The sequence below is a fragment of the Malonomonas rubra genome, assembly GCF_003247215.1.
GTDB lineage: Bacteria > Desulfobacterota > Desulfuromonadia > Desulfuromonadales > Geopsychrobacteraceae > Malonomonas > Malonomonas rubra_A.
Map to the genome: position 1 here is coordinate 34,580 of NZ_QKAP01000121.1, position 26,045 is coordinate 60,624.

Below are 26,045 nucleotides of genomic sequence, written 5' to 3' on the forward strand. Positions count from 1 at the left end.
CTTACTTCAGGCGATGAGCGTACAGCGGGAACGCCTTGCAAAGTTCCTTGACCTCGGCGCGGATCTTCGCCAGTTCCTCTTTGTTGTCGATATTCTTCAATGCACGATCGATCCAACCGGCAACCTTGACCATCTCCGGTTCTTTCAGGCCTCGGCTGGTCGTCGCCGGGGTGCCGATACGGATACCGCTGGTAACGAACGGCGAACGGCTGTCGAACGGCACGGCGTTTTTATTCACGGTGATGCCCGCTTCTTCCAGAACCGCTTCAGCAACCTTACCGGTCAACTCGGTACCGGTAAAATCGAGCAGCATCAGGTGATTGTCGGTGCCACCGGAGACCAGCTTGTACCCTTTGGCGACCAGTTCTTTGGCTAAAGTCTGCGCGTTGTTGACCACCTGCTGCGCGTACTGTTTGAACTCCGGAGAGAGTGCCTCCTTGAAGGCCACAGCCTTGGCGGCAATGACGTGCATCAGCGGGCCGCCCTGAATTCCGGGGAAGATGTTGCTGTTCAGCTTCTTACTCCATTCCTCCGTGCAGAGAATCATGCCGCCACGGGGCCCGCGCAGAGTCTTGTGAGTGGTGGTGGTAACAAACTCGGCATAGGGGACGGGATTTGGGTGGACACCGGCTGCGACCAGCCCAGCGATATGAGCCATGTCGACCATCACCACCGCGCCTACTTCATCAGCGATGCGGCGGAAAGCCGGAAAATCAATCTCGCGGGCATAGGCGCTGGCACCAACGACGATCATCTTCGGTTTATGCTCCTTGGCAAGGCGCTCGACCTCATCGTAATCGATGGTGCCAGTTTCTTCCTTCACCCCGTAAGGGACGATATTGTAGAGTTTGCCAGAGAAATTGACCGGTGAACCGTGCGTCAGGTGACCACCATGAGCCAAGTTCATGCCGAGAACGGTGTCGCCCGGCTCACATACAGCCATATAAACCGCCATATTGGCCTGGGACCCGGAGTGCGGCTGCACGTTGACATGCTCTGCACCGAACAGTTCCTTGGCGCGATCGATCGCAAGTTGTTCTGCCTTGTCAACCACTTCACAACCACCGTAGTAACGCTTGGCCGGATAACCTTCAGCGTATTTGTTAGTCAATACTGACCCCTGGGCCTCAAGAACAGCCTCACTAACAAAGTTTTCTGAAGCGATAAATTCGAGGTTGTATTCCTGACGCTCGGTCTCTTCAACCAGAATTTCAGCGATGGTTGGATCAACAACAGATAGATTTTTTTCAGACATTTTCTTCTCCGTATACGTAAAAAGCGGGACAGTCAACTGCCCCGCTTCAATGTTTTTTATTCAGCCTGCTCTGCGGCGGCAATCTTCAACAGCCGGTTCTGGTGTCGGCCCCCCTCGAATTTCGTATCAAGCCAGATTTCGGCTAACCGGACCCCTTGCGCTACCGTCAAAATCCGTCCGCCCATTACCAAGATATTAGCGTTATTATGCTCTTTCGACATCTGCGCAGTGAATTCATCATGCACCAGCGCTGCGCGGATTCCCGAAAACTTGTTGGCGATGATTGACATGCCGATTCCGGTGCCACAAACAAGAATGCCCCGTTCGACCACTCCCTTGGATACTGCACTAGCAACCTTGACGCCGAAATCAGGGTAGTCAACCGAGTCATCAGTAAAAGCACCAAAGTCTTCGACCTCGAGCCCGCGCTGCTGCAACATATTAAAAAGAGCCTGCTTCAGTTCAAGGCCGCCATGGTCGGATCCAACTGCTATTTTCATCGTTTTCAAACTTTCTTGAACAACAAGGTGGCGTTAGTTCCACCGAAGCCGAAGGAGTTCGACATGGCGATGTCGCACTTAGCCTCGCGAGCTACGTTAGGCACGTAATCAAGATCGCAATCCGGATCCGGCTCATCATAGTTAATGGTCGGAGGAATGACGCCGTTGGCAATAGACAGCGCCATATAAACCGCTTCGAAACCACCCGCCGCGCCAAGACCGTGTCCGGTCATACTCTTGGTCGAGCTGATCATCAGTTTTTTCGCACTATCCCCGAAAACAGACTTGACCGCCATCGTTTCGTAAAGGTCGTTGAAATGGGTCGAGGTGCCATGCGCGTTGATGTAGTCGACGTCTTCCGACTTTACCCCGGCATTATTCAGCGCCATCTTCATACAACGTGCAGCGCCTTCACCACCTGCTGCCGGTTGAGTCAGGTGATAGGCGTCGCTGCTCATGCCGTACCCACCGACCTCGCAGTAGATCTTGGCACCGCGGGCCTTGGCCTGCTCGTACTCCTCTAAGATAACGATCCCGGCACCTTCCGCCATAACGAACCCATCGCGATTCTTTTCGAACGGGCGGCTGGCTCCCTGTGGGTCGTCATTACGGGTCGATAGCGCCTTCATGACATTGAAACCGCCGATTGCCAGCGGTGTGATAGTTGACTCGGTACCACCAGCAAACATGGCATCGGCATCACCGCGCGCAATCATGTGATACGCATCTCCGATCGAATGGGTGCCCGTCGCGCAGGCGGAAACCGACGAGAGATTCGGCCCCTTCGCACCGAAACGTATCGAAATGTGTCCCGGAGCCAGATTGATGATCAGCATCGGGATAAAAAACGGCGAGATTTTCTTATACCCCCGCTCGTTCAGCACATCGTGGTATTTTTCCATCGTCGGCAACCCCCCCAATCCAGAACCGACCAGAACACCGACGCGCTCAGCGTTTTCTTCGGTAATCTGCAAACCGGAATCATTGTACGCCATTTCAGCGGCAGCCAGCCCGTACTGGATAAAGAGATCCATTTTCTTGATCTCTTTCTTTTCGATAAAGTCTTCAGCATTGAAATCCTTGACTTCGCCGGCAATCTGGCTTGGCAGTTCGGAGGCATCGAAACGGGTAATTGGCCCTAATCCGGATTGCCCGGAAGTAATGGCTGTCCAGTTCTTCTCAACACCGGTCCCAAGCGGGGACACGATACCGATACCGGTGACCACAACTCTACGCATAACTCTCTCTTTTCAATCGTCTATTCGGCGAACCGAAGCAGAAACTGTTTAAAATAAGCGGAGTAACTGTTTTTCTTCTTTACAGTACGGCAGAAAGTAGAACGGTGGCAACGGAACCTATCCGCTGCCACCGCTTTTTTCTTAGGAAGCGTTGCTGATGTAGTCAACTGCGTCCTGAACCTTCTGGATCTTCTCTGCGTCTTCGTCGGAGATTTCGACGTCAAACTCTTCTTCGAGAGCCATAACTAGTTCAACGGTGTCGAGAGAGTCGGCACCTAGATCGTCCATGAAGGCTGCATCAGGGGTTACTTGGTCTTCGTCAACACCCAGTTGCTCCGCAACAATCTGCTTTACACGTTCTTCGATAGAAGCCATCTGCTTTCCTCCTGTTTGGTTTCGGCTATGAATAAGCCATTTTGTTTACATGTACATTCCGCCGTTGACCCCGAGAACCTGCCCGGTAATGTAACCGGAGTTGTCGGAAGCTAGAAAAAGAACCGCGTTGGCGATATCGTCCGCCGAACCGAGACGCTCAAGAGGAATCTGAGCAGCCAGTTCCTGACGCTTGTCTTCTGCCAGCGCGTCAGTCATGGCGGTGGCGATAAAGCCGGGGGCAACCGCATTTACGGTCACGTTACGCTTGGCCAATTCACGGGCATTGGAACGGGTCAACCCCATCAACCCCGCCTTACTGGCACAGTAATTGGCCTGACCGGCATTGCCCATCTGCCCAACAACCGAAGCGATGTTAATAATCCGGCCGCTACGCTGCTTGGTCATTACCTTGGCGGCAGCGCGGGTGCACAAGAAAGCACCTTTCAGATTGACGCTGAGAACAGCATCCCAGTCCTCATCCTTCATTCGCAACAGCAAACCGTCACGAGTGATACCGGCATTGTTGACCAAGATGTCGACCGATCCGAAAGTCTCCTTGGCGACCTTGATCATATTTTCAACATCAGCTGCGTCGGTAACGTTACCGGTCACGGCAACCGCCTCAGCACCGCTTTCTTTCAGTTCATCAACAAAGGCCTCGGTTGCTTCTGGATCGATATCTACAGCGACAATCTTTGCTCCCTGACTTGCCAGCGCCAAGGAAATGCTGCGTCCGATACCTCGTGAGGCACCAGTCACAACAGCAACTCTATCCTGTACCATATTCATTCTCCTTATTTGTACGTAATTTTTTCTAGAGAGCTAAAGTTTTTTCAGGCTGTCGATGTCAGCAATATTCTGTACCGTCGTGCCTTTAGCAATCCTCTTTACCAAACCGGAGAGCACTTTACCGGGACCGATCTCTATATAGTTGGTGACACCCAACTCTTGCATCTTCAGCACCGATTCGTCCCAGCGCACAGCAGCACAGACCTGCTCAACCAACAACGGCTTAACCCGCTCAGGACCCAGGTATGGGGCAGCTTCAACATTGCCGACAACCGGACACTTGAATTCACCGATCGTGACACCTTCAAGGACTTCAGCCAAACGCTTGGCTGCCGGCTCCATCAAGGCAGAATGGAACGGAGCACTAACCGGCAACGGCAATGCCCGCTTTGCGCCAGCTTCCTTGGCAAGGGTCATGGCACGCTCAACTGCGGTAGCGTGACCGGCTATAACGATCTGTCCAGGGCTGTTGAAGTTAGCCGGAGCCACGATCTCTCCCTCAGCTGCTTTTTCACAGATCAGCGTCAACTCTGGAGCATCAATCCCCATGATCGCCGCCATGGCGCCGAAACCGACCGGCACCGCCTCCTGCATAAAGGTGCCACGCTGACGGACGGTCTTGACGGCATCTGCCAGAGAAAGCGCCCCGACCGAAACTAGCGCCGAATACTCGCCGAGCGAATGTCCGGCAGCAAAAGCGGGCTGCAGGTCTGTTTCCTGCTCCAAAACTCGTAACGCGGCAATACTGGTAGTGAGAATGGCAGGTTGTGTGTTGGCGGTCAGCTTCAGCTCATCTTCACTACCACTGAAACACATGGCCGCAAGATCAAAACCGAGGGAGTCGTTCGCTTCTTGGAAAACATGCTTGGCGACGAGAAAATTTTCCGCCAGATCTTTGCCCATTCCTGAATACTGAGAACCCTGACCGGGAAACAAAAATGCGTTCATATGATTAATCCGTATCTGAAAATTTTAAGTTCAGCTCAAGTTTACCAACGAACCAAGGTCCCGCCCCAGGTGAAACCACCACCAAACGCGGCCAGCAACAGCAGATTACCTTCTTTTAAACGCCCTTCACGCTGTGCTTCATCAATGGCAATCGGGATGGTCGCCGCCGATGTGTTACCATACTTTTGGACATTTATAAAACACTGATCATCAGTCAGTTTCAAACGTTTGGCGGTCGCTTCGAGGATACGTATATTTGCTTGATGCGGGATAAACAGGTCAACATCGGCGCAGCGGAAACCTTGCTCTTTAAGAACCGCTTTAGAGACCTCCGTCATCATGCGAACAGCAAACTTGTAAACCTCATTCCCCTGCATTTTCAGGTACGGAAGCCGCTTCTCCAGGCCTTCTGCAGAAGCCGGATATACTGCGCCAAAGCCAGGCTGGTAAAGGAGCTCGATATGATTGCCGTCGGTATGCAGATGGGAAGCTAGCACACCAGCATCGCCATCTTGAGCTTCTAGGACGACGGCACCAGCTCCATCACCAAACAGAACACAGGTATTGCGATCAGTCCAATCGAGCGAGCGACTGAAAGTTTCCGCTCCGATAACCAGCGCCTTTTTTCCCCGCCCTGCGATCAAGTAATCATCAGCATTGGCAAGGGCGAAAAGAAAACCACTACAAGCGGCGGAAACATCATAGGCATAGGCGTTTTTGGCACCAAGTTTGGCTTGCACAACACAGGCAGTCGCAGGCCAGGGATAGTCACCAGTAATGGTACCAACGACGATCAGGTCGATTTCTTCAGCAGACAGGCCGGCGGCATCCAGAGCACGCTTGGCCGCTATGGCCGCAAGATCGGAAGTAAACTCGCCCTCTGCAGCAATGTGGCGTTCCTCTATTCCGGTTCGCGTGACGATCCAGTCATGATTCGTATCGACAATCTTTTCGAGATCATAATTGGTCAATACCTTTTCCGGAGTATAAGATCCCGTACCGATGATACGTGATTTCATAGCTGGTTCTCCTTTTCCAGAGACATCATCACAAAGCAAAACACTACAAAATTACAACAGCTCAGCCAAACGTTCTTCGATCCGAATCTTGGCAAACTCAGTCGCCTGCCGGATAGCGATACTGATCGCCACAGGATCAGAGCTGCCGTGACAGATAATTCCGGTCCCGGCAATCCCAAGCAGCGGAGCTCCGCCATATTCGGCAGGATTGATTTTCTTCTTGAAAGCATTAAAGGCTGACCGACTAAGCAGGTAGCCGATTTTAGCCAGGAAACGACTTTCGATTTCCCGCTTCAACATGGTGCCGATCGCAACCGCAAGACCTTCTGATACTTTCAACAGCACATTGCCGACGAAACCGTCACAAACAACGACATCGACCGATCCGTTATAAACGTCACCACCCTCAACGTAGCCGACATAATTCAAATCGGTCTCTTTGAGTAGCTGATGCGTCTCACGAGTCAGGTCATTACCTTTCTTTTCTTCTTCGCCATTGGACAAAAGTCCAACTTTCGGACGAGGTTTACCGAGCACCTGCTCGACATAAATACTCCCCATCAATGCGAACTGAAGAAGGTTGATCGGTTTGCACTCGACATTAGCGCCCATATCGAGCACCATTGTTTGGCCTTCCAAGGTCGGCACCAGAGTACCGATTGCCGGCCGATCAATCCCTTTGACACGACGCAAAACAGCCATGCCGGCAGCCATCGTCGCCCCGGAGTTCCCGGTACTGACTACGGCTGCAGCCCTACCCTGTTTGACCAAATCGAACGCGACACGGATAGAAGAGTCTTTCTTCTTTCGCACCGCATCCGACGCCGAATCCTCCATACCAACCACTTCACTGGCATGTTGGATTTCAAGGGACAAACCTTCTGTTTGATGTTTCGCCAGTTCCTGCTGAATCTTTTCTGTATCACCGACAAGAATCGCGGAACAACCCCACTGCCGGGCAGCGGACACCGCCCCGGCCACTTCTGCAGCCGGGGCGGCATCTCCACCCATTACATCAATAGCAATTTTCAACGACATACGCGCCTTGTCGAAGATTAGATTTCGTCGCTATTGATAACTTCTTTACCTTTATAGGTGCCGCAATTTGCACAGACACGATGCGGTTGCTTCGGCTCCTGGCACTGCGGGCAGGTTGAAATACCAGGAGCGCTAATTGCGTCATGCGCACGACGGGTATGCTTTTTTGCTTTTGATTTCTTACTCTTTGGTACAGCCATTTTTGTCTCCTTGCAGCCGAACGTCTTAAAGCTCAGCAGTTTTATTATGATCAGGCGTTCGCCCGCTCGCCCTACTTATCGGACGACTCTATTTTCAGACCGGCAAGGGCCGAAAACTTGTTGTTAAAAACCTTCTTTTCGCAATGACACTTCTCAACATTCAGATTGCAGCCACATTCACTGCACAAACCGGCACAATCTTCAGAGCAGAGTGGACTGATCGGCAATGCCATCACCAACTGATCCTGCAGAGGCGGCAGCAACTCAAGGGATTCGTCTTTATAATAAACAAGCCCTAGTTCATCGGTCTCCAGTTCAACCTCATCGCCCTCCTCTGCAGCATTTTCATCAGCAACATGCGGCGTGAAGGTGAAGGCGAACTCGCCTGACAAATCAATATCGTACGGTTGCAGGCAGCGACCACAAATCAGATTGACCCGTGACTTAAAATGACCATCGACTTCTACAAGCTGTCCCAATTTCTGAAACCGCAATTGAAAAATGACCGGGGCGACGAAACGAACCTCTTCCTGCCCTTCCATTTTCACCAAAACCGGAAAATCTGCAGCGTTGCAGACCATTTCCCGATTTAGACCAGCTTCTTTAATGTCTTTCAACTCAAGGTGCATCAAATTCAGCTCCAGAGCAAAAAGTGAACAGTATAAAGAGAGCCTTAATCATGTCAAGGGAAAAGGGCTCCAATTATGCTGACAGAGAACGGCGAGTTTTCTTAGCCCATCGTCGGGTAATTTGCAAGGTTTTTTTTGAACGAGAAAATGCTATCAATATAACTGGCAACCAAGTACCTCTCAGGCAAGTCAACCCATCAAAATCTATAGAATTTTAAAACATTTTACAGGAACACAGAAATGAGCGCCGATAAACAACTGAAGACCTTCCGTGAACTAATCGATATCATGGCCCTACTCAGGTCAGAAAATGGCTGCCCGTGGGATCGCCAGCAGACCCCCGAATCCTTAAAGAAGCATATCCTTGAAGAATCCTATGAACTTCTGGAAGCGATCGATACCGACAACCCGAATGACATATGTGACGAACTCGGAGATCTACTCCTTCAAATTGTTTTCCAAGCGCAGATTTTTTCTGAAAAGGGAAATTTCGACATTGCCGATGTTGCAAAGTCGATCAGCGAAAAGCTCAAACGCCGCCACCCGCATATTTTCGACGACGCCAGCTACGAGGGACACGAACAGCGCTGGGAAGAAATCAAGCGCCAGGAGCGCAGCGAAAAAGGACTGCCGGACACCCTCGCCCAGCGCCTTCCGAAAACCCTCCCAGCACTTAAACGATGTACGAAATTTGCTAAGAAGTGTCCCCAAAAAACTTCAACCGAAATCTTGGCAGGAATGCATATGTCACTAAAAAATATTGGATTTTTAACAATGGAATATAAATCCAAAAAATCCGAACTGGAAGAGGAAATGAGCCAACTACTGCTTGCTGCCTGCAAGTTGGCTGCAGTAATCAATCTCGATCCTGAAGATCTTCTGAGAAAAAAAACCAGTCAACTCATCTACGAAATTGACTCAAAGCACAACCTGTAATAGGGTCACAACTTCTAAAGTTATCGAAAAACAAACACTTTTGGAGACCGTCCACAATATTTGTGGAAAACTTGTTGAAAACCCTGTTGAATAAAACTAAACCTTGGCATTTACTGACTCCTTCTGCGGGTTGCCTATTTTTTAACCATTTATTTTATTTAGTATTTTCAGTAAGTTACAATACAAGGTCTGTTAAATATGAAATTTACCAAATAGCGAACAAGTTTAATTTACAATTTCTTACGAAAGAAGCGGTTGATGTTTATAAAACTCCTATTTATCTTCACCTTAGTCCCGGTCATTGAACTTTACGTCCTGATTGAAGCAGGCCGCCAACTCGGAGTGGGGCCTACGATCGCCATGATCTTTATTACCGGCATCGCTGGAGCCTATCTGGCAAGAAGTCAGGGGTTCAGCCTGATCGGCAGAATTCAGAAAGATTTAAATGAAGGCCGCGTTCCCGCTAGCGAGATGATGGATGGGGCAATGATTCTGGCCGGGGGGCTACTGTTACTCACCCCCGGATTCTGTACCGACCTGATCGGCTTTTGCCTACTGACCCCAGCAACCCGTGCAATTTTTAAGGGCTGGCTGCAGAAATGGCTGGAGAGAAAGATCGCTCGTGGAGAAATCCACTTCAGACGTTTTTAGTTTTAGTTTGCCGACTTGCGTTTTTTCAACAAGCGCAGCCCCTGTTGCAATTCTTCTATTCTTAATAACAGACAGGCACCGAGGAAAACAGCAACACCAGAACCGACTGCAGCCAATAGTACCCCACCCTGCCACAGCTTGTCTCCACCCTGCTGCCACTCAGCAAAGGAAAGTAGAAAATGGACCACCGCCGCCATCAGCAGGCTGGCCGGGACAACTTTAAAAAAAGGCGTCCAGAGTGAGACCTGCACCAGCGGACCAACTTGCTTGCGCAGTAGAACAAGCAATAGAACTGCATTAAACAGCGAGGCCAACGTCAGCGCAACCGCCAAGCCGAGATGCTGGAAAAACTGCATCAGAACCACTCCCAGTAGCAGATTGACCAGCAGCGTCCAAAAAGAAACCCAGACCGGCGTACGGGTATCTTTTAGGGCGTAAAAGGTCTGCGAAGCGATCCGGCTATAACCGACAAACAACAGGCCGGGAGCATAACAGATCAACGCCCACGCTGTATTCTGCAAGGCAATCGAATCGAACTCCCCACCAAGAAAAAACAACGAGTAGACAGGTATCGCACACAACACCAGCCCGACAATTGCGGGCAGGGTAAAAATCGTGATCAGCGTCAGCGCAAAGCCCAACGAACGCCTCATCCCGGCAAGATCCTTGTCAGCAACTTGCTGACTCATCATCGGCAACGCCGCCTGCGCAAGAGAAACAATAAATATCCCCTGTGGGAACTCGAACAAGCGCTGTGCGTAATAAAGATAAGAAACACTGCCCTCCGGCAAAAGTGAAGCGAGCAAGCGACTGACAATAATATTAATCTGGTAAATCGCAACGCCCGCAATTCCTGGCAACATCAGGGAAACTATTTTTCGTAGTTGTTTATCGCGCCAGAAATCAAACTCAAAGCTGAAGCGGATGCGATACTTCAACATAACCGGAAATTGCAGCAAGAGCTGCACTACCCCCCCGGCCAGCACGCCGACCGCCAAGGCAAAAATCGGCTGTTCGAACAAAAACCCTAAGCATAAAGCACTAAGGATCATGGACAGATTGAGAAACAGGGGAGATAGCGACGGCAGAAAAAAATGGCCACGCACATTGAGAATCCCAGTAATCAACGCAAGAAGAGAGACTAGCCCGACATACGGAAACATCAAACGATTCAACCGATCGGTCAACTCGAGCTTTCCCTCAATATGGCCAAAACCATAACCGATTCCCTGTACGATCCAGGGAGAACAAACGATTCCGACCGTGACCACCACCAGCATCACCAACAATAATATCGTGACGCAGCGATTGGCTAGCCTCTGTGCCTCTGCTTCACCACGCTGATGAAAAACTTCGGAAAAGGTCGGCACAAAGGCAGCGGTCAAAGATCCCTCGCCGAAAAAACGCCGCAAGAGGTTCGGAATGGTAAATGCCATGAAAAATGCATCAGTCGCAAAACCGGCACCAAACATACGGGCAACGATGACATCACGCACCAACCCGGCAATGCGGCTCAACGAGGTAGCAAACGCCATGACCAGGGTTGCTGCCGCTATTTTTTTCTGAATTGACATTTAAAAAAATTAATCCTTTGATTAAAATCGATAACCTACTGAAGCTACGAAAAAAACTCTATCGGATTATCAATTTCTAACTTGACAGAGAAGAGCTTCGCGACTATTATCCCGTGACTTTTAGATAGATACACCAACAAATCAAGGAGAAGCAACGTGGCCAATCACAAATCGGCAGAAAAGCGCAACAAACAAAATGCGATCCGTAATGTCCGCAATAACCATATTCGTTCCACCATGCGCACCCTGGTTAAACAAGTCCGCGAAGCAGCAGCAGCAGGCGAAAAGGATGCGGCAGCAGAAGCGCTAAAAAAAGCGATTCCCTACATTGACAAAACGGCAACCAAGGGTGTTATCCACAAAGCGACCGCCAGCCGGAAAATTTCTCGGCTGGCCAAGTTGGTCAACAGCATCGGCTAAGGTTCGCAATAAACTTAAAAATAGGGGCTCTTGCAGCCCCTTTTTTATCAACCCTTTCGGCTTAACCGCAGCAACAGGTTCTCCAACAAAGCCTCAGCATCTGCCCCGCTCGATTTCATTGCCAAATCGGTCTCTAAAAAAAGCTGAAACGCCCTATAAAAGTCATTTCGCGAAAACCGCTTCCCTTGGCTGATCATCGACTGAACAACAAAAAACGGCACTCCGGCAACACTTGCAATATCCCGTACCCCCCTGTTCTGAACTTGAAGTTCACGAACTTTCCATAGCTGCCTAAAGTGGCGCACTAGTAGCGACAGGATTTTCAAGGGCGCTTCTCCTGCATCGGCCAGCTGTTTAGCCAGGCTGAGTGATTTGGCAACATCACCGCAACCGACCGCGTTGCCCAGATTGAAAATATTTTCGGCCCGCCCTTTGGAAACCACTGCGTGGACATCGGTTAGATCAACCAATCTCCGCTCACCAAGATAGGTCAGCAACTTCTCCAGTTCCGCATGAACCTCATGCAAACTCTCCCCCACCATGCTGCAAAAAAGCTCAAGTGCATCAGCAGAAATACGGTAGTCTCGCGTGTCGAGAAAACTCCGGATATGTCCCGGCAATTCACGCTCTGACAGTGGCCTAAACTCAACCATGGTACCGGACTTTTTGAATTTCTGGAAAAACTTGCGCCGGCTATCAATCTTCTCGGCAACGAACAGCAGGCAGGTTTCTGGGACCGGCTCTTTCAAATAAGGGAGCAGTTCATCCAGTTCGGCGGCAGGAAGCAGGTGAGCGTCCTTAATGGTTACTAACCGCCTAGATGCAAAAAACGGCAAGGTACGAGCTGACTCAATAATGCTGGTCGCAGCAGCATCCTTGCCGTAAAACTGATTATCGTTGAAATCGTCCTTATCGGACTCAAGAACAGCACGACGGACCAGTCGCACTGCGCGCTGTACAAGGAAAGTTTCTTTCCCGTAGAGAAAAAGAAGCTCTGGGATTTTTCCGACTTTCAGATTGCTAAACAGCTCGTCAGCGGTCATCAGGTTACCGCTCAAAAATCATCCAGCATACGGGAAAGAAGTTCTTCAGAGATGCGCAAACTGATCTCATCAATCGCTTCGCGCTCGAAATCTTCTTGTATGGCCTTATCGTCATCGGCAAGATACTCTTCTTTCCAGGAAACATTCCCCTGCCAAAGTAGTCGCCCATCTGATACCTGACGCAACACTGCATCGATCGTCATGGTTGCGCGATATTCACTGATGTCGTCGCTGGTATCGTAAGCGATCGGCTTACTGGCGTAAGAGCTGACCACCCCCTCCAGAACGGCCTCTGCCTGATCAAGACTTTCAACCTGTGAAATATTACTGTTACGGCCAAAAACAACGCTGATCTCATTACTGACCAGACTTTCCAACTGTGGCTCTTTGGTTTTATTGACGAACAGGGGTATGTAGACCGTCTTCACCTTGCCCGGGAGGGAACCACCCTTGCCAGGGAAATGATACCCGCAACCGATTAGAAGAAGAAAGATGACCGCCGCCAGATATTTCATCATGACACCACAATATTGATCAAGCGACCCGGCACAACGATGATTTTCCGGACCTGTTTATCGGCGACAAAACGCTGCACGTTCGGTTCCACCAACGCAGCCGCCTCCGCGGCTGCGTTGTCAGCATCAGCAGCAAGCGACACCTTGCCACGCACTTTACCGTTCACCTGCACAACCAGAGTAATTTCATCGGACACCAGAGCTGCCCCATCCAATTTCGGCCAACCAGTTGTCTCGATACTTTCACGGTGCCCAAGTGCTTCCCAAAGCTCTTCACAAGCATGTGGTACAAACGGATTAAGTAGTCGCACCACCGCCTCAAGCGCTTCTCGCAAAACACCCGGATGCTGGTCGCCATCCTTGAAGGAATAGATAGCATTGACAAGCTCCATAACCGCGGCAATCGCAGTATTAAAGTGGAAGCGGCCATCGATATCTTCTGTTACCTTCTTGATTGTCTGATGGGTTTTACGCCGCAGATCAGCTGCCGCTCCGGAAGCGTCGGTCGGAATATCAGCACCACCGATCAATTCAAGGTTATCGAGCACGGCACGCCAAACCCGACCGAGGAAGCGTGAACACCCTTCAACCCCTTGCTCGTTCCATTCCAGATCTTTTTCCGGTGGCGCTGCAAACAGGGAGAATAACCGCGCGGTATCCGCCCCATACTGATCGATCAGGGCATTCGGGTCGATGACGTTCTTTTTCGACTTGCTCATCTTCTCGGTCCGGCCCAACTCTGCGGTCTGGCCACAGTTGATGCACTTGCCGTCTGCAACCTGCTCAGGGTAGAGCCAGCCGTGTTCCGAACACTTCTGGGTTTCCATGCAGACCATCCCCTGAGTAAGCAGGTTGGTGAAAGGCTCATCGACATCGAGCATTCCGAGGTCGCGCAGGACCTTGGTATAGAAGCGCGCGTAAAGCAGGTGCATGACCGCATGCTCGATACCACCGATATACTGGTCGACCGGTAACCAGTAGTTGGCCGCCTCTTTGTCGAGCGGCCCGTCAGTGTAATTGGGGCTGGCGTAGCGAGCAAAATACCAGGAACTTTCAACAAAGGTATCGAAAGTGTCGCTCTCGCGGCGGGCCTGCTTGCCACAGGTCGGGCAATCCACATTGAGAAAAGCTTCGTGTCTGGCCAACGGCGAGCCGCCTTCACCGGTCAGCTCCACATCGTCCGGCAGGACAACAGGCAAATCGTCCTCAGGAACCGGCACAGCACCGCAGGAACTACAGTAAATTATTGGAATCGGGGTTCCCCAGTAACGCTGACGGGATACGCCCCAATCACGCAGACGGAAGTTCACGGTCTTCCGTCCCTCGTTCCGCTCATCCAGATAAGCTGCGATCTTTTCTTTGGCAGTATCGTTCTCTATCCCATTGAACTGTCCGGAATTAACCAGCTGGCCTGGACCGACATAGGCCTCTTCCATCTGGGCAGCAATCAGAGCATCTCCTTCTGGCTGGATAACCACTTGGATCGGCAGATCATACTTGCGGGCAAATTCGAAATCACGCTGATCATGAGCCGGGACCGCCATAACCGCACCGGTGCCGTAATCCATCAAGACAAAATTGGCGAGAAAAACTGGGATTTTGTTGCCAGTCAGAGGGTTGATGCAGTAGGTGCCGGTAAACACCCCAAGCTTTACCAGATCTCCGCTGGTCCGTTCTATTTTATCCTGACGTTCGACCTTGGCGATAAATTCTTCTACCGCCCCCTGCTGCTCAGTGGTCACCAACTGCTTGACCATCGGATGTTCAGGAGCCAAACTCATAAAGGTGGCACCGAACAGAGTATCTGGCCTCGTGGTAAAAACCTTGACCTTTGCACTGGTATCGGCAACCGGAAATTCGATTTCGCAACCGTAGCTCTTGCCAATCCAGTTGCGCTGCATCGCCAGCACCCGTTCCGGCCAGCCGGGAAGTTTTTCAGTAAAGTCGAGCAACTCATCCGCATAATCGGTGATCTTGAAGAACCACTGTTCCAGCTCTTTCTGTTCAACCAAACTGTGACAACGCCAGCAGCAACCATCTTCAACCTGTTCATTGGCCAGAACCGTCGCGCAGTCGGGACACCAGTTGACCGAGGACCCCTTCTTATAGGCAAGTCCGCGCTCGTACATCTTTAGGAAGACCTGCTGTTCCCACCGGTAGTAGTCGGGATGACAGGTTGCGAATTCGCGTTGCCAGTCATAGGACAGCCCGATCCGCTGTAGCTGTTGCCGCATGCTGTTGATATTCTCGTAGGTCCATTCCGCTGGGTGGGTTTTGTTTTCGATCGCAGCATTTTCCGCCGGCATCCCAAAGGCGTCCCAGCCCATCGGGTGAAGAACATTGAAGCCTTGCATCCGTTTGAAACGAGCGACCACATCACCGATGGCATAGTTGCGGACATGCCCCATATGAATACGGCCGGATGGATAGGGGAACATTTCTAGCAGATAGTACTTCGGCTTATCTGAATCTTCAGTAACCCGGAAAGACTGATTCTGCTGCCACCGCTGTTGCCATTTCTGCTCGATATCCTTCGGGATGTACTGCTTATCCATATATCCTCCATAACGGCACGAACGCCGCCACACATTTCAATCTAAACTTTGTGAGTATATACACGAAAACCGGCATGTGCCGGTATCGAGTTTATCGTATCAGGTCGGAGAAATCACCAAACCAATGTAGATTCTGCTTGAGCCGAAGCCCCTACTGGATCGAATTATTTGGCCCGGTAGGTAATTCTGCCGCGAGTAAGGTCATATGGGGAAAGCTCCACGGTTACACGGTCGCCGGGCAGAATACGAATATAGTATTTACGCATCTTTCCGGAAATGTGTGCCAGCACTACATGATCATTATCAAGTTTGACTCGAAACATCGCATTCGGCAACGGCTCGACAACTGTTCCTTCAACCTCAATTGCTTCTTCCTTAGACAAAGGATCCTCCTGAAATTTAACTTCTTAACAATTCAATCTGGAATGGACTTATTACATGTTCGCAGCCAACTGTCAAGTCTGGAACAAACCGCATTTCCATCATCTGTCGATCTCAAGCAGTTGTCTTACAACTTCTATGATACGTGCAGTCTGAATCGGCTTGGCAAGATACTCATTTGCGCCCAGTGCCGTTGCCTTTTCACGATCCAGAACAGTCCCTTCTGTAGTGATGACAACTATCGGCAGTGCATTGTATTGAGCATCATTACGAAGCAGGCTGATCAGCTTCAAGCCGTCCATGATCGGCATATTGATATCGGTCAGCAGCAGGTCATAAATCTCATTCGACAACATCTTCAGCGCGGCAACCCCGTCCCCTGCTTCTTCAACCTGTAAGCCAGGGATGCGGTGCAAGGCGAAAACGATAAGTTGTCGCATGGTTGGCGAATCATCAACCACCAATATACGAGCTGTCTGCATATAAAGCATCCCCTCAATAGCTTTTAAAAAAACAAGTTACTTTAACAGCTTGATATAACAAATTCCAGCATCACAGAATCAATCCACAGAAACAAAGGGTCGGCAGCACAGTTCAATCTCGTGCGCCATCCTTTTTAGCGGTACCACTTTTTCAACCACCCCGGTCTGAGCGGTTTCTTTCGGCATACCGTAAACGACACAGGACTCTTCTGCTTCGGCTAAAACCCGCCCACCATATTTAGCAACCTCCTCTGCACCGGCAGCACCATCATTACCCATTCCAGTCAACACAACCGCCAACGCTTTGGAACCATAAATATAAGCGGCCGTGCGGAACAGGACATTGGTCGATGGTGTGTATATCTGATCTTCCGGCGGATCGACAATCCGGACGCGCACCACACCACCGTAATATTGTAATTCGAGGTTTTTGCATCCAGGGCAAACATAAACAGTTCCCGGAACCAGCTGGTCGCCTTGTTCCGCTTCTTTAACCGACATTACAGAGTAATCGTCCAAACGTTGGGCAAACGATTTGGTAAACCCGGCCGGCATGTGTTGAGTGACGACCACCGGGACCGGCAGTTTTTCCCGAAATGAACTGAAGATATGATGCAGTGCGGGAGGTCCTCCAGTGGAAGCACCTATCAGCACTACGGTAGAACGATGCTCTGCAGTATAGCATTCCGGCTTTTGCCTAAATTTAGGCTCCTCAACAACTTCCAGGCGCTGCTTGATCTTTTCACCGCTAAGGAGTGAAGCCTCGACAACCTTCCCGATCAAATCACGCTGAATATTATAGAGTTCTGAACTTTTTGCTCTGGCCGGCTTGGCAATAAAATCGAAAGCACCTAAATCCAATGCCTTAAAAACATCCTGTCGACCATTTTGCGAAGAAATGACAATCACCGGAACAGGATGGTTCTCCATGATCAAGCGCAGCAGGCTGAAACCACTCATGCGTGGCATTTCCAGATCCAAGGTAACCACATCCGGCTTCAGATCGATCAGTTTTTTCAGCCCTTCCTCACCGTCTACCGCATAGCCCACAACATTGATCCGAGAATCACCTTCTAGCATCTTGCCGATCGATATACGACTGAAAGCCGAATCATCAATCACCAGAACACTGATCATCAAAATCCTCCAGCAGAACCTGCAGGTCGTTGATAGACCATATCATGGGTAAAGTGACGTAGATCAAAATCGGTGCTGATATTTATCAACGATTCGGAATGGCCAAGCAGCAGGAAACCACTGCTGTTCAGTTGATCATAAAGGCACGAAATGACTTTCTTTTTCGCTTCGAGATCGAAATAGATGATAACGTTGCGACAGAAAATCGCATCCATCTTCCCCAGCAACGAAACCCTCCGATGATCAAGCAAGTTGAGATGGCTGATGGTCACCAACTTTTTAACTTGATCTGAAATACGCAGCTTCCCCTGAGCCTCAACAAAATACCGGTCAATATAATATTGATCGGTACCGCGGAAAGAGTTTTTTCCGTACACCCCTTCCCGAGCCAAGGACAATACCTGTTTGCTGATATCGGTGCCGATAATTTCTACATTCCAGCGCCGCAGTTCAGGATTCTGCAACATCAGCATCGCCAGCGTATAGGGTTCTTCACCCGACGAGCACCCGGCACTCCAAATTCTCAGGCTACGGTCTCCTGAACCACGCTTTTTTTCCATGACTTCCGGAAGGATTTCATCGATAAAAGTTTTTAGCTGAAAATTTTCGCGAAAAAAGTAGGTTTCATTCGTCGTCAGCAAATCGATGACCGTCGACAATTCATCTTCACGATCACGACTGTAGCGCAATTGATAATAATAATCCTTGAAACTACTGAGGTGCATCTCTACAAGTCGCTTGTTCAAGCGCTTCTCGAGCATGTATTTCGATTCAATATCAAAAAACAACCCGCAATGATCGTACACGAAATCGCGAATCTGCCGAAACTCGTCATCCGACATTTTTATGTCCGACTTAAAGACAAACATAAGCTTCAGCCTCCTGCTACGCCTTTCCGCAAAGCGTCTTCAAGAGCCTGACGCACCTGAACGTCGGTTTCCTTTTTAAGGCACTCTTCGAACAGGCTAATCCGGTCCCTACAATCGGCTCGACGCAGCAAACTTACCGCCTGCAAACGCACTAACGGCCGCGCATGAGTTAACAACTGCTGGCAGGATTCTTCAACACAAAACAAACGAACCGCCGTGCCGACAACCTCCGGATCCTCATGATTCAACGACCGCAGCAACATATCGGCAGACTTCTTCGGCAGTAATCGCTGCATCGTTTCCAAGGTAGCAATAGCAACTAAACCGACAGGGTCAGCGAGTCCCCGCTCAAGAATCGCCAGGGTCTCAGTTTCCTCCCCCAAGTTTAAAGCTCTGATCGCTTCCATCCGCACCCAAGGATCGGAGTCTTCCAGAACATGCTTTAAAATCGATGTCGATTTTTGCGCCGGAAAAGAACCAAGCGCCGATGCAGCCAAGCGCCTTACGTCGGCAACCTCATCGGTCAAAGCGAGCGAAAGACCGGAAAGGAGGCGAGGAGAATTATGTCCCGCAAGGCTGCGCAAGGCTTCACAGCGTACTGCTGGAGTAGCATCCTTTAATGCTAGTAACAAAAAACTTTCGACATTACCTACCGGCATGTTCCCAAGGGTGCGTACAGCGAGCAAACGCAACTCCGACTCCGGCGATTCTAAATAAGGAGAGATCGTCTGCACAACCTCCCTCGGCACTTTCCTGCCAATCAGGCGGAGGGCATCCGAAGCGGCATCCCGCAACTCAGCGATATCGTCCTCAAGTGCATCTCCGAGCAGAGGAATCGCTTTTTCCGTACCGATTTCACCTAAAGCAATAATCGAAGCGTAACGAAACTGCGGATCCTCGGCCTGAATCCCTTCTAGTGCTAACGGTTCAATCTCTGAACAGCCCAACTCTCCGAGTAGATAGATCAGATAAAGTGCGCTTTCATCGTTTAACTTTGTCGACTCCAGCAATCCGGCAAAAACCGTTTTGGGAACATTTCGTGCTGCGCAGACAACATCGGCACGCAACTCCTCTTCTGCCAGCAGCGGCAGGATATGACTCACAACCGGAGCATCCGGGAACAGACTAAGCACGTAGCAGGCAGCACGTCGGTATTCCAACTGTTCATGCCGGAGATAATCTAGCAACCGCTCGATAACTTCATCCGTTTCCCTTTCAACAGAGAGCCCCCCATCCAGCGCCAAAGACTTGACCAGCTGTCCGAAAGAGAGCAAGGCAACCTCTCTGTTTTTCCGCATTGGATCTGACAGACCTTTTTGTAAAACCGGAATGGCTGCTACATCACAAAGTTGCCCCAAGCAATTAAAGACCGCTTTCCGCAACAGAGCATTCTGCGCATAGGGCAGAATCTGTGCCGCAGGCACCCCTTTACCAATAGATGTCAGGGCTTCAAAAATGGTGAATTGTAAACCGGGCTCAGAGGTCTCCAATAATTTCAACAGGCCCTCGACCGCATCTACGGAGCGTAATTTCCCGAGCGTTTCGACAACTGCATAGCGAACATTTTCATCTTTGTCCTGCAGATAAGGCAGCAACTTGTTAACACACCAGGGACAGCTGATCTCACCAAGGATATCAACGATAAATTTTCGCACCTCGGCATCTGAGGAATCTAGACGGGGCAAAAGATTGTCTGCAATCTGCGCTCCAAGACCAATCAATATTTCGATTGCAGCATTGCGTAACCCCGCATTGTCTGGATGACTCAGTTGGTCGATGACAATGTCAGCCCGCGAAATGGCATTGGGCTGCTGCATAAAATAATTGATCGCTTCTTTGCGGACCCGCCAGTCCTCATCCCCTAAGGCAATCAGGAACAAAGGCTGATCAAATCCATTCAACAGCACCAGCTCACGCGTTGCCTGCAAGCGCTTTTCAACCAGTTCATCCATCAACAATGCCTTAAGTTCTTTATTTTCCACCAACAACTCCATTGTTACAGCGGTTAATTACAGGAATAAGTTTGACAGGCGGCGTCGAATGCCTGCTGAATAAAATCGACTGAAAAATCCTCTGCAGCCGGCAGACGGGAAACCAGCATTCGCCGTCCCTCGTCCAACTGTTCAGCAAACAACTGTTCAAGCTGGCCGGACTCCAAACCATTTTCCAACAACTCCTGATTATAGAGCAGGATATCGGCCACCAATAATTTTGCCAAAATGCTGGCCTGCCCATGAACATCGGTCTGCCGCAAACTCCGTTCACCACCAGTAGTTGCAGCTGGAGCATCAACTGCAGCAAAGCGAGCAGCCAGTTCAGGATGCAGTTCCCCCAGTAGAGGAAGTAACCTATCACCGATATGGTGCAGTTCAAGGTAGGCATCAGCACCGTACAGAGATTCAGGGCGCTTCTTATAAGCAGTTCGGTTGTAAACAGATGGCAGCAACACTACTTTATGGCGCACATTCCTCGATGCTTTAACACGCTCGATCAGCTGAAAGGGAAAAGTCCCGTTAAAGGCAACATCCAACAGCAAGACGGTGCATCGGTCTTCCTGCAGGTGAAAAAAAACTTCGCTGTCATTTCTACAAACTAGGCAATCCAAATCAAGCTGACCAAACCGTTCTCTCAACAGCTGACAAACCACTTCGTCTTCATGGGCAACTAGGACGGTAACTTCTAAATATTTTTTTCTGATCTTGAACTTGGTTCGGCACTGGGGACAACTTACCTGTAAAGACGACTTCGACACATTTTGCGGAGAACGCAGACGGACCTTACATTTTGGACACTTAACAATCATCTAGCAATTAAACATCCTCAGTCAGAGATGCAGATTCAAGCGAGCTCATATCAATCCTTTTTTCGTAAGCCACTATTTTTCGCGGATCGAGCAGCATCATCAAGCGGTCCCCTTTGCGACAAACTCCGGGAAAGAATTCTGCTTCCTTCCCGGATAGGTAATAGGGAGTAGGTCGGACGTCACTCGACAAGCAGGAAACCACTTCAGTCACCTCGTCTGCCAAAAGGCCTACTATCCGCCCGTCGATGACACAAATGACAATCCGCTGTCCTTTAGAGTCGGAACCCGTTTTCTCCAGACCTAAGCGACTGCGTAGATCGACCACGGGGATTACCGCTTTGCGTAGGTGGATTACACCATCAACATACTCAGGAGCTTTCGGCACGGCAACTATCGGCAAGGGACGAATAATCTCTTTTATACACATGATATCGAGTGCATAAAATTGTTGTCCCACTCGCAAACAAGCGACCTTCAACAGCTGTTGTGCAAGAGTTTCCGAGGTACCCGTCGACTTGTCCTGACGCATCTACTATCTTTCAACCGTTGATCAGTTTGGCAATCGTTTCCATCACCATTGCCGATTTAAAAGGCTTCGTAATGTATTCATCGGCGCCTACTTCCTGCCCTCGACCGATGTCTTCCGGGGTTTTCTTGGCGGTAAGCAGAATGACCGGGATATGCTTGGTTGCCGGGTTTTCCTTAATCCGTGAACAGACTTCGAAACCATCCATTTTAGGTAGCATAACGTCCAACAGCACCAGATCGGGCATTTCTTCATCAATTGCCTCCAGCGCAGCCACACCGGTGGTCACCCCCTGAACAAGGTATCCCTTGGTAGTCAAAAGAATACTTTCCAGCTTCAACAGGCTTTCTTCATCCTCTACAACGAGAATTTTCTTTTGCATAAGTCAGCTCCCTGGATTATCGGCTTTAAAACCGAATGCAATACCCACAGCCCCTTGGTCCAACACGAATACTGTATGGATCTAAATCAAATTTTCAAAACATCATCCGGGTTCAATAGAATCAGCATCCTGCCCTGATAACGTCCGACACCGGAAACATAATTTTCACCATCTTTAACGACCAAAGGAGACTGCTCGATTGCATCCTTCGGCATTCTGACAACTTGGGTGATTCGGTCGACCAGTAATCCGATTGATTGTTCTTCACCTTCACAGACAATAATCCGCTGATAGCTGCTCTCATCGCTCTTCCCAAGCTGCAAACGAGTTCGTAGGTCGATGACTGGAACAACTTCTCCACGAAGTGACAAGATGCCACGAACGTACTCAGGGACATCAGGAAGATCGGTATAGGTGCGTGGTTTGATCAGTTCCAGCACAACATCAAGGCTTAACGCATACTCTTCCTTGCCAAGAAAAAAAGTCAGCCATTGAACCGTTTCGACTTCAAGCCTCTTCTCAGCGCCGGAAATCCCCTGGATATAATCCTCTTCAGAGGCGAAAATCAGATCAGGGAAAAACTGATTTATGCCCTTTCCACCAGCAGGACTTCCTTGCAGAAAATCGTTGTCCAGAACCTGTGCTTCGTGGATCTCGGCCTCGACAGTCGGTTCAAGCAACGCCTTTTCTTCAACAGATGCCGTCTGCTGGAGTACAGGTTTCTGCTGGGCTTTTTTTCTGATTTCAGCAAGATCCATCGACTATCCGTTCGCCTTATCGGATAACACTATAGCAAAAACTAAATCGCTTCTCATGGCCAACCAAATAAAAAGCCTAGAGGCCCTCAAGTTCGTCAGCGACAGATTCCACCACATCCGCATCGATTTGCGCTACTCCTCGGCCAAACCCTTCCAGCAGCGCCAATGACGCCAATTGATTGATCCGCCGTGGAATGCCGCCTGAGTGACGGCTGATCGCCTTGACCGCGGAAGGAGCAAACAGGTCCCGGCGACCGCCGGCACAATCAAGGCGGTGTGCCAGATATTCAGCAACCTCGGAACTTTGCAGCGACATTAACGAAAACTGGATTCCGATCCGTTGTCTGAGCGGCTCATAAACCGAGTGAGCCAGACGTTTATTCAACTCGGGCTGCCCCATCAAAACTACACTGATCAAGTTGACATCATCGAGCTGATAGTTGGTTAACAGGCGAATTTCATCAAACACATCCTTGTGCGGAATAAGCTGCGCCTCATCGATAATCAGCACCGGATGCTGTCCCTCCTGGTAAAGCTGAAAAAGCTGTGTACCCAGCTGCTCCAACAGTTCCGACTTATTATTGGCCGGCTTTTCTACCCCCAACCGCAGTGCCAACACGTGCAAGAACTCCAACGGAGACAACCGCGGGTTGGTCAGCAGCACAATCCGATATCTGCCTTCTAGTTCATCCATCAACTTTCTGGAAAGGGTCGTCTTACCACAGCCGATTCCGCCGGTCAGCAGAACCATATCGTGCTCTTCGACGGCATGCAGCAGCCTCGCATACGCCTCGCGGTGGCTGCGGGACATATACAGAAACTTCGGATCGGGTGTCTTCGCAAAGGGCCGAGCCTTGAAGCCAAAAAAATCCTTATACACCTAACCCACCCTCGCGCTGCAGAATCTCACCCATCAGGTCACTGACATCCAGAACCAAAATGGTCTTCTGATTACCAAGATCAGCTGCACCGGCAATCCCTTTGACAAAATCGAGTGCCTTGCCGAGGGATTTGATGACTACATCCTGCTGACCACGCAGCTCATCAACCACGATCCCCATCCGTTTGTCGGCAAAACCGACCACAACCACAAACTGATTTCCTGTGTCTTCTCTCCCCTGCAATGAGAACAGTCGATCAATCCTCAATAAAGAGAGGGTCTGCTGACGAAGCTCCATCACTTCGCGACCTTCGATCGTCTGGAGCATTCCCGGTTCAAGCATCAAGGTTTCCAGAACCGAGTTGAGTGGGATCGCGTAATCGATCCCCTTCACCCTGACCACCAACGCTTTGATAATCGCCAGAGTGATCGGCAGTGTCAGGCTCATCACCGTCCCTTTGCCAACCTCGCTGCTCATATCAATCATCCCTGAAAGGGCTGAAATATTGCTCTTCACCACATCCATCCCGACGCCGCGCCCGGAATACTCACTGACTTCCTCGCGGGTTGAAAAACCGGGATGAAACAAAAGGCCGAAAAGATCCTGCCGGTTGAGATGCATATCTGCGCTAATCAGACCCATCTCTATTCCTTTGGTGCGCAGCACTTCCGGATCGATCCCCTTGCCATCATCGCGCACCTCGATAACAACATGGTTCCCCTTCTGCGATGCAATCAGCGATATAGTGCCACTTTCCGGCTTGCCTATTTTAAGTCGTTCAGAGGGGGGCTCGATGCCGTGATCCAATGCATTGCGAATAATGTGCATCAATGGGTCAGCTAGATCTTCAACGATCAACTTGTCAAGTTCAGTATCACCACCCTGAATGTTCAGCTTGACCTTCTTTCCCAACTCTTGCGCCATACGACGGATGATGCGGTTCATTTTGTCAAACAGTTGACGAACTGGAACCATCCGCACATCCATAACTCCGGCCTGCAAGTCATTAAGCCGCCGCTCCAACGCATGTACCGCTTTTTCCAAGTCGCGAGCAACCGGTAACCCCGCAGTGAGCACCTCGTTACACAGTTGCGCAATCAAGCCTTTCGCTAGAGCCAACTCGCCGACTATCGTCATCAAATAATCGAGTTTCGAGATATCGACGCGAACAGTGCTGGTAAAAGAGCGAGCCGACCCGTCATCATTCCCCGCCCCGGCTTCAGTTAGTTTTCTCGGTTCTCCCTGTAGCTTTAAATCGGCAACAGTTTTTTCGATAATTGGTGCAGGAACCTCAGCGGAAGAAGAAGCGCGCAACGACTGCTCGCCATCAAATTTAGAAGCTGCCACCGGGAAGGTTTTCGGTTCGGGTTCTGACTCCTCAGCTCCCGCACCGGCACAACCGAACACCACATCGATGGCGAGGTTTTCAAAATTGAGTAACGACTTAAGCTCCGCTGTCTTGACATCTGCACCGCACAGAATCTGGAACGTCAACATCTCTGGATTATCATTGTCGACTCCCGGCAAAGTACTGATGACTTCCCCACAACCCTTTAACATTTCGGTTAGGTCAACGAGTTCGGTATCAAAGGTCATCAGCGAAAAAGCGACCTTGATCAGATAAAGATACTTGCCTTGCTTGAGATTTTCATGCAGGCGGTGTTCTTCATATTCGGTCAAGACATCAAGCAAGGCTGGATCGATATTCAGCTCGGAGAAAGGGTAATCGCTAGCATCTGGAGAACTAGTAAGCAGTTGTTCGATGCGGGAAAGGTAGGCAGAGACATCTTGCGTGAATTCTGGGTCATCGGCTTTCCCACGAATGAGCCCGGCAACCCCCGCCAAGGTATCGAAAAGGCAGGTCAGCAGATCTTCGGACAGATCAACCTTCCCCATACGTAGATGATCGAGCAGGTTTTCCAGGTGATGGGACAGCTCCGCAACATCATCGAACCCGAACATTCCGGATAGCCCCTTGATCGAGTGAGCATCGCGGAATATTCCGTTGAGCAGATCTGGATTCACCTGCCCACTCGCCGCGCCATCACCAAGCTCTGCCAGATCCTGATTCAGTTTATCCAGCAGCTCTTCAGATTCGGCAAGGAAGTCGTCAATGGCCTGATCGGACATTTTGATGGGCC

General features: G+C 50.2%; 28 protein-coding genes. 3 read left to right on the forward strand and 25 right to left on the reverse strand.

Translation table 11 applies throughout. The features are described from left to right. Window position 1: 1 nt before the first annotated feature. The 10 genes from glyA to Q7J88_RS12700 form a co-directional block, all read right to left on the reverse strand. Window positions 2–1,255 carry a serine hydroxymethyltransferase gene (gene glyA / locus Q7J88_RS12655; RefSeq protein ID WP_303722594.1) on the reverse strand — a complete coding sequence of 418 codons (1,254 nt, stop codon included), beginning with the start codon at window positions 1,253–1,255 and terminating at the stop codon, window positions 2–4. A 56-nt stretch (window positions 1,256–1,311) separates the two neighbouring features. After that, a complete protein-coding gene (gene rpiB, locus Q7J88_RS12660; protein WP_303722595.1) occupies window positions 1,312–1,755 on the reverse strand; it encodes a ribose 5-phosphate isomerase B in 444 nt (147 codons plus the stop codon). Between the two features lie 5 nt (window positions 1,756–1,760). Beyond that, on the reverse strand, window positions 1,761–2,993 hold the full coding sequence (fabF, locus tag Q7J88_RS12665; protein WP_303722596.1) for a beta-ketoacyl-ACP synthase II: 1,233 nt from the start codon (window positions 2,991–2,993) through the stop codon (window positions 1,761–1,763). Between the two features lie 141 nt (window positions 2,994–3,134). Next, a complete protein-coding gene (gene acpP, locus Q7J88_RS12670) occupies window positions 3,135–3,368 on the reverse strand; it encodes an acyl carrier protein (RefSeq protein WP_303722597.1) in 234 nt (77 codons plus the stop codon). A gap of 45 nt (window positions 3,369–3,413) precedes the next feature. After that, window positions 3,414–4,151 carry a 3-oxoacyl-[acyl-carrier-protein] reductase gene (fabG, locus tag Q7J88_RS12675; RefSeq protein ID WP_303722598.1) on the reverse strand — a complete coding sequence of 246 codons (738 nt, stop codon included), beginning with the start codon at window positions 4,149–4,151 and terminating at the stop codon, window positions 3,414–3,416. 39 nt (window positions 4,152–4,190) lie between these two features. Beyond that, a complete protein-coding gene (gene fabD / locus Q7J88_RS12680; RefSeq protein ID WP_303722599.1) occupies window positions 4,191–5,105 on the reverse strand; it encodes an ACP S-malonyltransferase in 915 nt (304 codons plus the stop codon). Between the two features lie 41 nt (window positions 5,106–5,146). Continuing rightward, complete coding sequence (locus Q7J88_RS12685; protein ID WP_303722600.1) at window positions 5,147–6,124, reverse strand: beta-ketoacyl-ACP synthase III; 978 nt, start codon at window positions 6,122–6,124, stop codon at window positions 5,147–5,149. A 51-nt stretch (window positions 6,125–6,175) separates the two neighbouring features. After that, window positions 6,176–7,156, reverse strand: coding sequence for a phosphate acyltransferase PlsX (gene plsX, locus Q7J88_RS12690; protein ID WP_369682034.1), 981 nt, complete (start codon window positions 7,154–7,156; stop codon window positions 6,176–6,178). Between the two features lie 23 nt (window positions 7,157–7,179). Next, the gene (rpmF, locus tag Q7J88_RS12695; RefSeq protein WP_303722602.1) at window positions 7,180–7,362 is read right to left on the reverse strand and encodes a 50S ribosomal protein L32; all 183 of its coding nucleotides are present in this window, start codon (window positions 7,360–7,362) and stop codon (window positions 7,180–7,182) included. A 71-nt stretch (window positions 7,363–7,433) separates the two neighbouring features. Continuing rightward, window positions 7,434–7,991, reverse strand: a complete 558-nt coding sequence (locus tag Q7J88_RS12700; protein ID WP_303722603.1) for a DUF177 domain-containing protein — start codon at window positions 7,989–7,991, stop codon at window positions 7,434–7,436. Window positions 7,992–8,231: 240 nt separating this feature from the next. Between Q7J88_RS12700 and Q7J88_RS12705 the strand changes: the two genes are divergently transcribed. Next, complete coding sequence (locus tag Q7J88_RS12705; protein ID WP_303722604.1) at window positions 8,232–8,927, forward strand: MazG family protein; 696 nt, start codon at window positions 8,232–8,234, stop codon at window positions 8,925–8,927. 258 nt (window positions 8,928–9,185) lie between these two features. Continuing rightward, window positions 9,186–9,578, forward strand: a complete 393-nt coding sequence (locus tag Q7J88_RS12710) for an FxsA family protein (RefSeq protein WP_303722605.1) — start codon at window positions 9,186–9,188, stop codon at window positions 9,576–9,578. A 2-nt stretch (window positions 9,579–9,580) separates the two neighbouring features. On the opposite strand, the gene murJ is transcribed toward Q7J88_RS12710, so the two are convergent. Continuing rightward, window positions 9,581–11,152 carry a murein biosynthesis integral membrane protein MurJ gene (murJ, locus tag Q7J88_RS12715; protein ID WP_303722606.1) on the reverse strand — a complete coding sequence of 524 codons (1,572 nt, stop codon included), beginning with the start codon at window positions 11,150–11,152 and terminating at the stop codon, window positions 9,581–9,583. Window positions 11,153–11,308: 156 nt separating this feature from the next. On the opposite strand from murJ, the gene rpsT reads away from it, so the two are divergent. Then, entirely contained in the window at window positions 11,309–11,572 is a 264-nt protein-coding gene (gene rpsT, locus Q7J88_RS12720) for a 30S ribosomal protein S20 (protein ID WP_303722607.1), read from the forward strand. A gap of 47 nt (window positions 11,573–11,619) precedes the next feature. On the opposite strand, the gene holA is transcribed toward rpsT, so the two are convergent. The 14 genes from holA to Q7J88_RS12790 form a co-directional block, all read right to left on the reverse strand. Next, window positions 11,620–12,630 carry a DNA polymerase III subunit delta gene (gene holA, locus Q7J88_RS12725; protein ID WP_303722608.1) on the reverse strand — a complete coding sequence of 337 codons (1,011 nt, stop codon included), beginning with the start codon at window positions 12,628–12,630 and terminating at the stop codon, window positions 11,620–11,622. Further along, window positions 12,627–13,133, reverse strand: coding sequence for an LPS assembly lipoprotein LptE (gene lptE, locus Q7J88_RS12730; RefSeq protein WP_303722609.1), 507 nt, complete (start codon window positions 13,131–13,133; stop codon window positions 12,627–12,629). Before lptE ends, holA begins: the two co-directional genes overlap by 4 nt. After that, the gene (gene leuS, locus Q7J88_RS12735; protein ID WP_303722610.1) at window positions 13,130–15,685 is read right to left on the reverse strand and encodes a leucine--tRNA ligase; all 2,556 of its coding nucleotides are present in this window, start codon (window positions 15,683–15,685) and stop codon (window positions 13,130–13,132) included. The genes lptE and leuS overlap by 4 nt, the downstream gene beginning before the upstream one ends. Window positions 15,686–15,849: 164 nt before the next feature. Beyond that, window positions 15,850–16,068, reverse strand: coding sequence for a translation initiation factor IF-1 (gene infA, locus Q7J88_RS12740; protein ID WP_072905543.1), 219 nt, complete (start codon window positions 16,066–16,068; stop codon window positions 15,850–15,852). A gap of 99 nt (window positions 16,069–16,167) precedes the next feature. Next, window positions 16,168–16,548 carry a response regulator gene (locus Q7J88_RS12745; protein ID WP_303722611.1) on the reverse strand — a complete coding sequence of 127 codons (381 nt, stop codon included), beginning with the start codon at window positions 16,546–16,548 and terminating at the stop codon, window positions 16,168–16,170. Window positions 16,549–16,626: 78 nt separating this feature from the next. Continuing rightward, window positions 16,627–17,691, reverse strand: a complete 1,065-nt coding sequence (locus tag Q7J88_RS12750) for a chemotaxis response regulator protein-glutamate methylesterase (RefSeq protein ID WP_369682035.1) — start codon at window positions 17,689–17,691, stop codon at window positions 16,627–16,629. Beyond that, window positions 17,685–18,554, reverse strand: a complete 870-nt coding sequence (locus Q7J88_RS12755; RefSeq protein WP_303722613.1) for a protein-glutamate O-methyltransferase CheR — start codon at window positions 18,552–18,554, stop codon at window positions 17,685–17,687. The genes Q7J88_RS12750 and Q7J88_RS12755 overlap by 7 nt, the downstream gene beginning before the upstream one ends. Window positions 18,555–18,559: 5 nt before the next feature. After that, complete coding sequence (locus tag Q7J88_RS12760; protein WP_303722614.1) at window positions 18,560–20,536, reverse strand: HEAT repeat domain-containing protein; 1,977 nt, start codon at window positions 20,534–20,536, stop codon at window positions 18,560–18,562. Between the two features lie 23 nt (window positions 20,537–20,559). After that, on the reverse strand, window positions 20,560–21,357 hold the full coding sequence (locus tag Q7J88_RS12765; protein ID WP_303722615.1) for a hypothetical protein: 798 nt from the start codon (window positions 21,355–21,357) through the stop codon (window positions 20,560–20,562). Between the two features lie 7 nt (window positions 21,358–21,364). Further along, window positions 21,365–21,886, reverse strand: a complete 522-nt coding sequence (locus Q7J88_RS12770; protein WP_303722616.1) for a chemotaxis protein CheW — start codon at window positions 21,884–21,886, stop codon at window positions 21,365–21,367. A gap of 10 nt (window positions 21,887–21,896) precedes the next feature. Then, window positions 21,897–22,265, reverse strand: a complete 369-nt coding sequence (locus Q7J88_RS12775; RefSeq protein ID WP_303722617.1) for a response regulator transcription factor — start codon at window positions 22,263–22,265, stop codon at window positions 21,897–21,899. An 86-nt stretch (window positions 22,266–22,351) separates the two neighbouring features. Beyond that, complete coding sequence (locus Q7J88_RS12780; protein WP_303722618.1) at window positions 22,352–23,023, reverse strand: chemotaxis protein CheW; 672 nt, start codon at window positions 23,021–23,023, stop codon at window positions 22,352–22,354. A gap of 76 nt (window positions 23,024–23,099) precedes the next feature. Next, window positions 23,100–23,903 (reverse strand): ExeA family protein, encoded by an 804-nt coding sequence (locus Q7J88_RS12785; protein ID WP_303722619.1) that lies wholly within the window; start codon window positions 23,901–23,903, stop codon window positions 23,100–23,102. Then, entirely contained in the window at window positions 23,896–26,034 is a 2,139-nt protein-coding gene (locus Q7J88_RS12790) for a chemotaxis protein CheA (RefSeq protein WP_303722620.1), read from the reverse strand. The genes Q7J88_RS12785 and Q7J88_RS12790 overlap by 8 nt, the downstream gene beginning before the upstream one ends. Window positions 26,035–26,045: the final 11 nt, after the last annotated feature.

Excerpts from the sequence above, each read along its gene's own strand:
- glyA (WP_303722594.1), bottom strand. The coding sequence starts at position 1,255 with ATGTCTGAAAAAAATCTATCTGTTGTTGATCCAACCATCGCTGAAATT.
- rpiB (WP_303722595.1), bottom strand. The coding sequence starts at position 1,755 with ATGAAAATAGCAGTTGGATCCGACCATGGCGGCCTTGAACTGAAGCAG.
- fabF (WP_303722596.1), bottom strand. The coding sequence starts at position 2,993 with ATGCGTAGAGTTGTGGTCACCGGTATCGGTATCGTGTCCCCGCTTGGG.
- acpP (WP_303722597.1), bottom strand. The coding sequence starts at position 3,368 with ATGGCTTCTATCGAAGAACGTGTAAAGCAGATTGTTGCGGAGCAACTG.
- fabG (WP_303722598.1), bottom strand. The coding sequence starts at position 4,151 with ATGGTACAGGATAGAGTTGCTGTTGTGACTGGTGCCTCACGAGGTATC.
- fabD (WP_303722599.1), bottom strand. The coding sequence starts at position 5,105 with ATGAACGCATTTTTGTTTCCCGGTCAGGGTTCTCAGTATTCAGGAATG.
- Q7J88_RS12685 (WP_303722600.1), bottom strand. The coding sequence starts at position 6,124 with ATGAAATCACGTATCATCGGTACGGGATCTTATACTCCGGAAAAGGTA.
- rpmF (WP_303722602.1), bottom strand. The coding sequence starts at position 7,362 with ATGGCTGTACCAAAGAGTAAGAAATCAAAAGCAAAAAAGCATACCCGT.
- Q7J88_RS12700 (WP_303722603.1), bottom strand. The coding sequence starts at position 7,991 with ATGCACCTTGAGTTGAAAGACATTAAAGAAGCTGGTCTAAATCGGGAA.
- Q7J88_RS12705 (WP_303722604.1), top strand. The coding sequence starts at position 8,232 with ATGAGCGCCGATAAACAACTGAAGACCTTCCGTGAACTAATCGATATC.
- Q7J88_RS12710 (WP_303722605.1), top strand. The coding sequence starts at position 9,186 with ATGTTTATAAAACTCCTATTTATCTTCACCTTAGTCCCGGTCATTGAA.
- murJ (WP_303722606.1), bottom strand. The coding sequence starts at position 11,152 with ATGTCAATTCAGAAAAAAATAGCGGCAGCAACCCTGGTCATGGCGTTT.
- lptE (WP_303722609.1), bottom strand. The coding sequence starts at position 13,133 with ATGATGAAATATCTGGCGGCGGTCATCTTTCTTCTTCTAATCGGTTGC.
- leuS (WP_303722610.1), bottom strand. The coding sequence starts at position 15,685 with ATGGATAAGCAGTACATCCCGAAGGATATCGAGCAGAAATGGCAACAG.
- Q7J88_RS12745 (WP_303722611.1), bottom strand. The coding sequence starts at position 16,548 with ATGCAGACAGCTCGTATATTGGTGGTTGATGATTCGCCAACCATGCGA.
- Q7J88_RS12755 (WP_303722613.1), bottom strand. The coding sequence starts at position 18,554 with ATGTTTGTCTTTAAGTCGGACATAAAAATGTCGGATGACGAGTTTCGG.
- Q7J88_RS12765 (WP_303722615.1), bottom strand. The coding sequence starts at position 21,357 with ATGATTGTTAAGTGTCCAAAATGTAAGGTCCGTCTGCGTTCTCCGCAA.
- Q7J88_RS12770 (WP_303722616.1), bottom strand. The coding sequence starts at position 21,886 with ATGCGTCAGGACAAGTCGACGGGTACCTCGGAAACTCTTGCACAACAG.
- Q7J88_RS12775 (WP_303722617.1), bottom strand. The coding sequence starts at position 22,265 with ATGCAAAAGAAAATTCTCGTTGTAGAGGATGAAGAAAGCCTGTTGAAG.
- Q7J88_RS12780 (WP_303722618.1), bottom strand. The coding sequence starts at position 23,023 with ATGGATCTTGCTGAAATCAGAAAAAAAGCCCAGCAGAAACCTGTACTC.
- Q7J88_RS12790 (WP_303722620.1), bottom strand. The coding sequence starts at position 26,034 with ATGTCCGATCAGGCCATTGACGACTTCCTTGCCGAATCTGAAGAGCTG.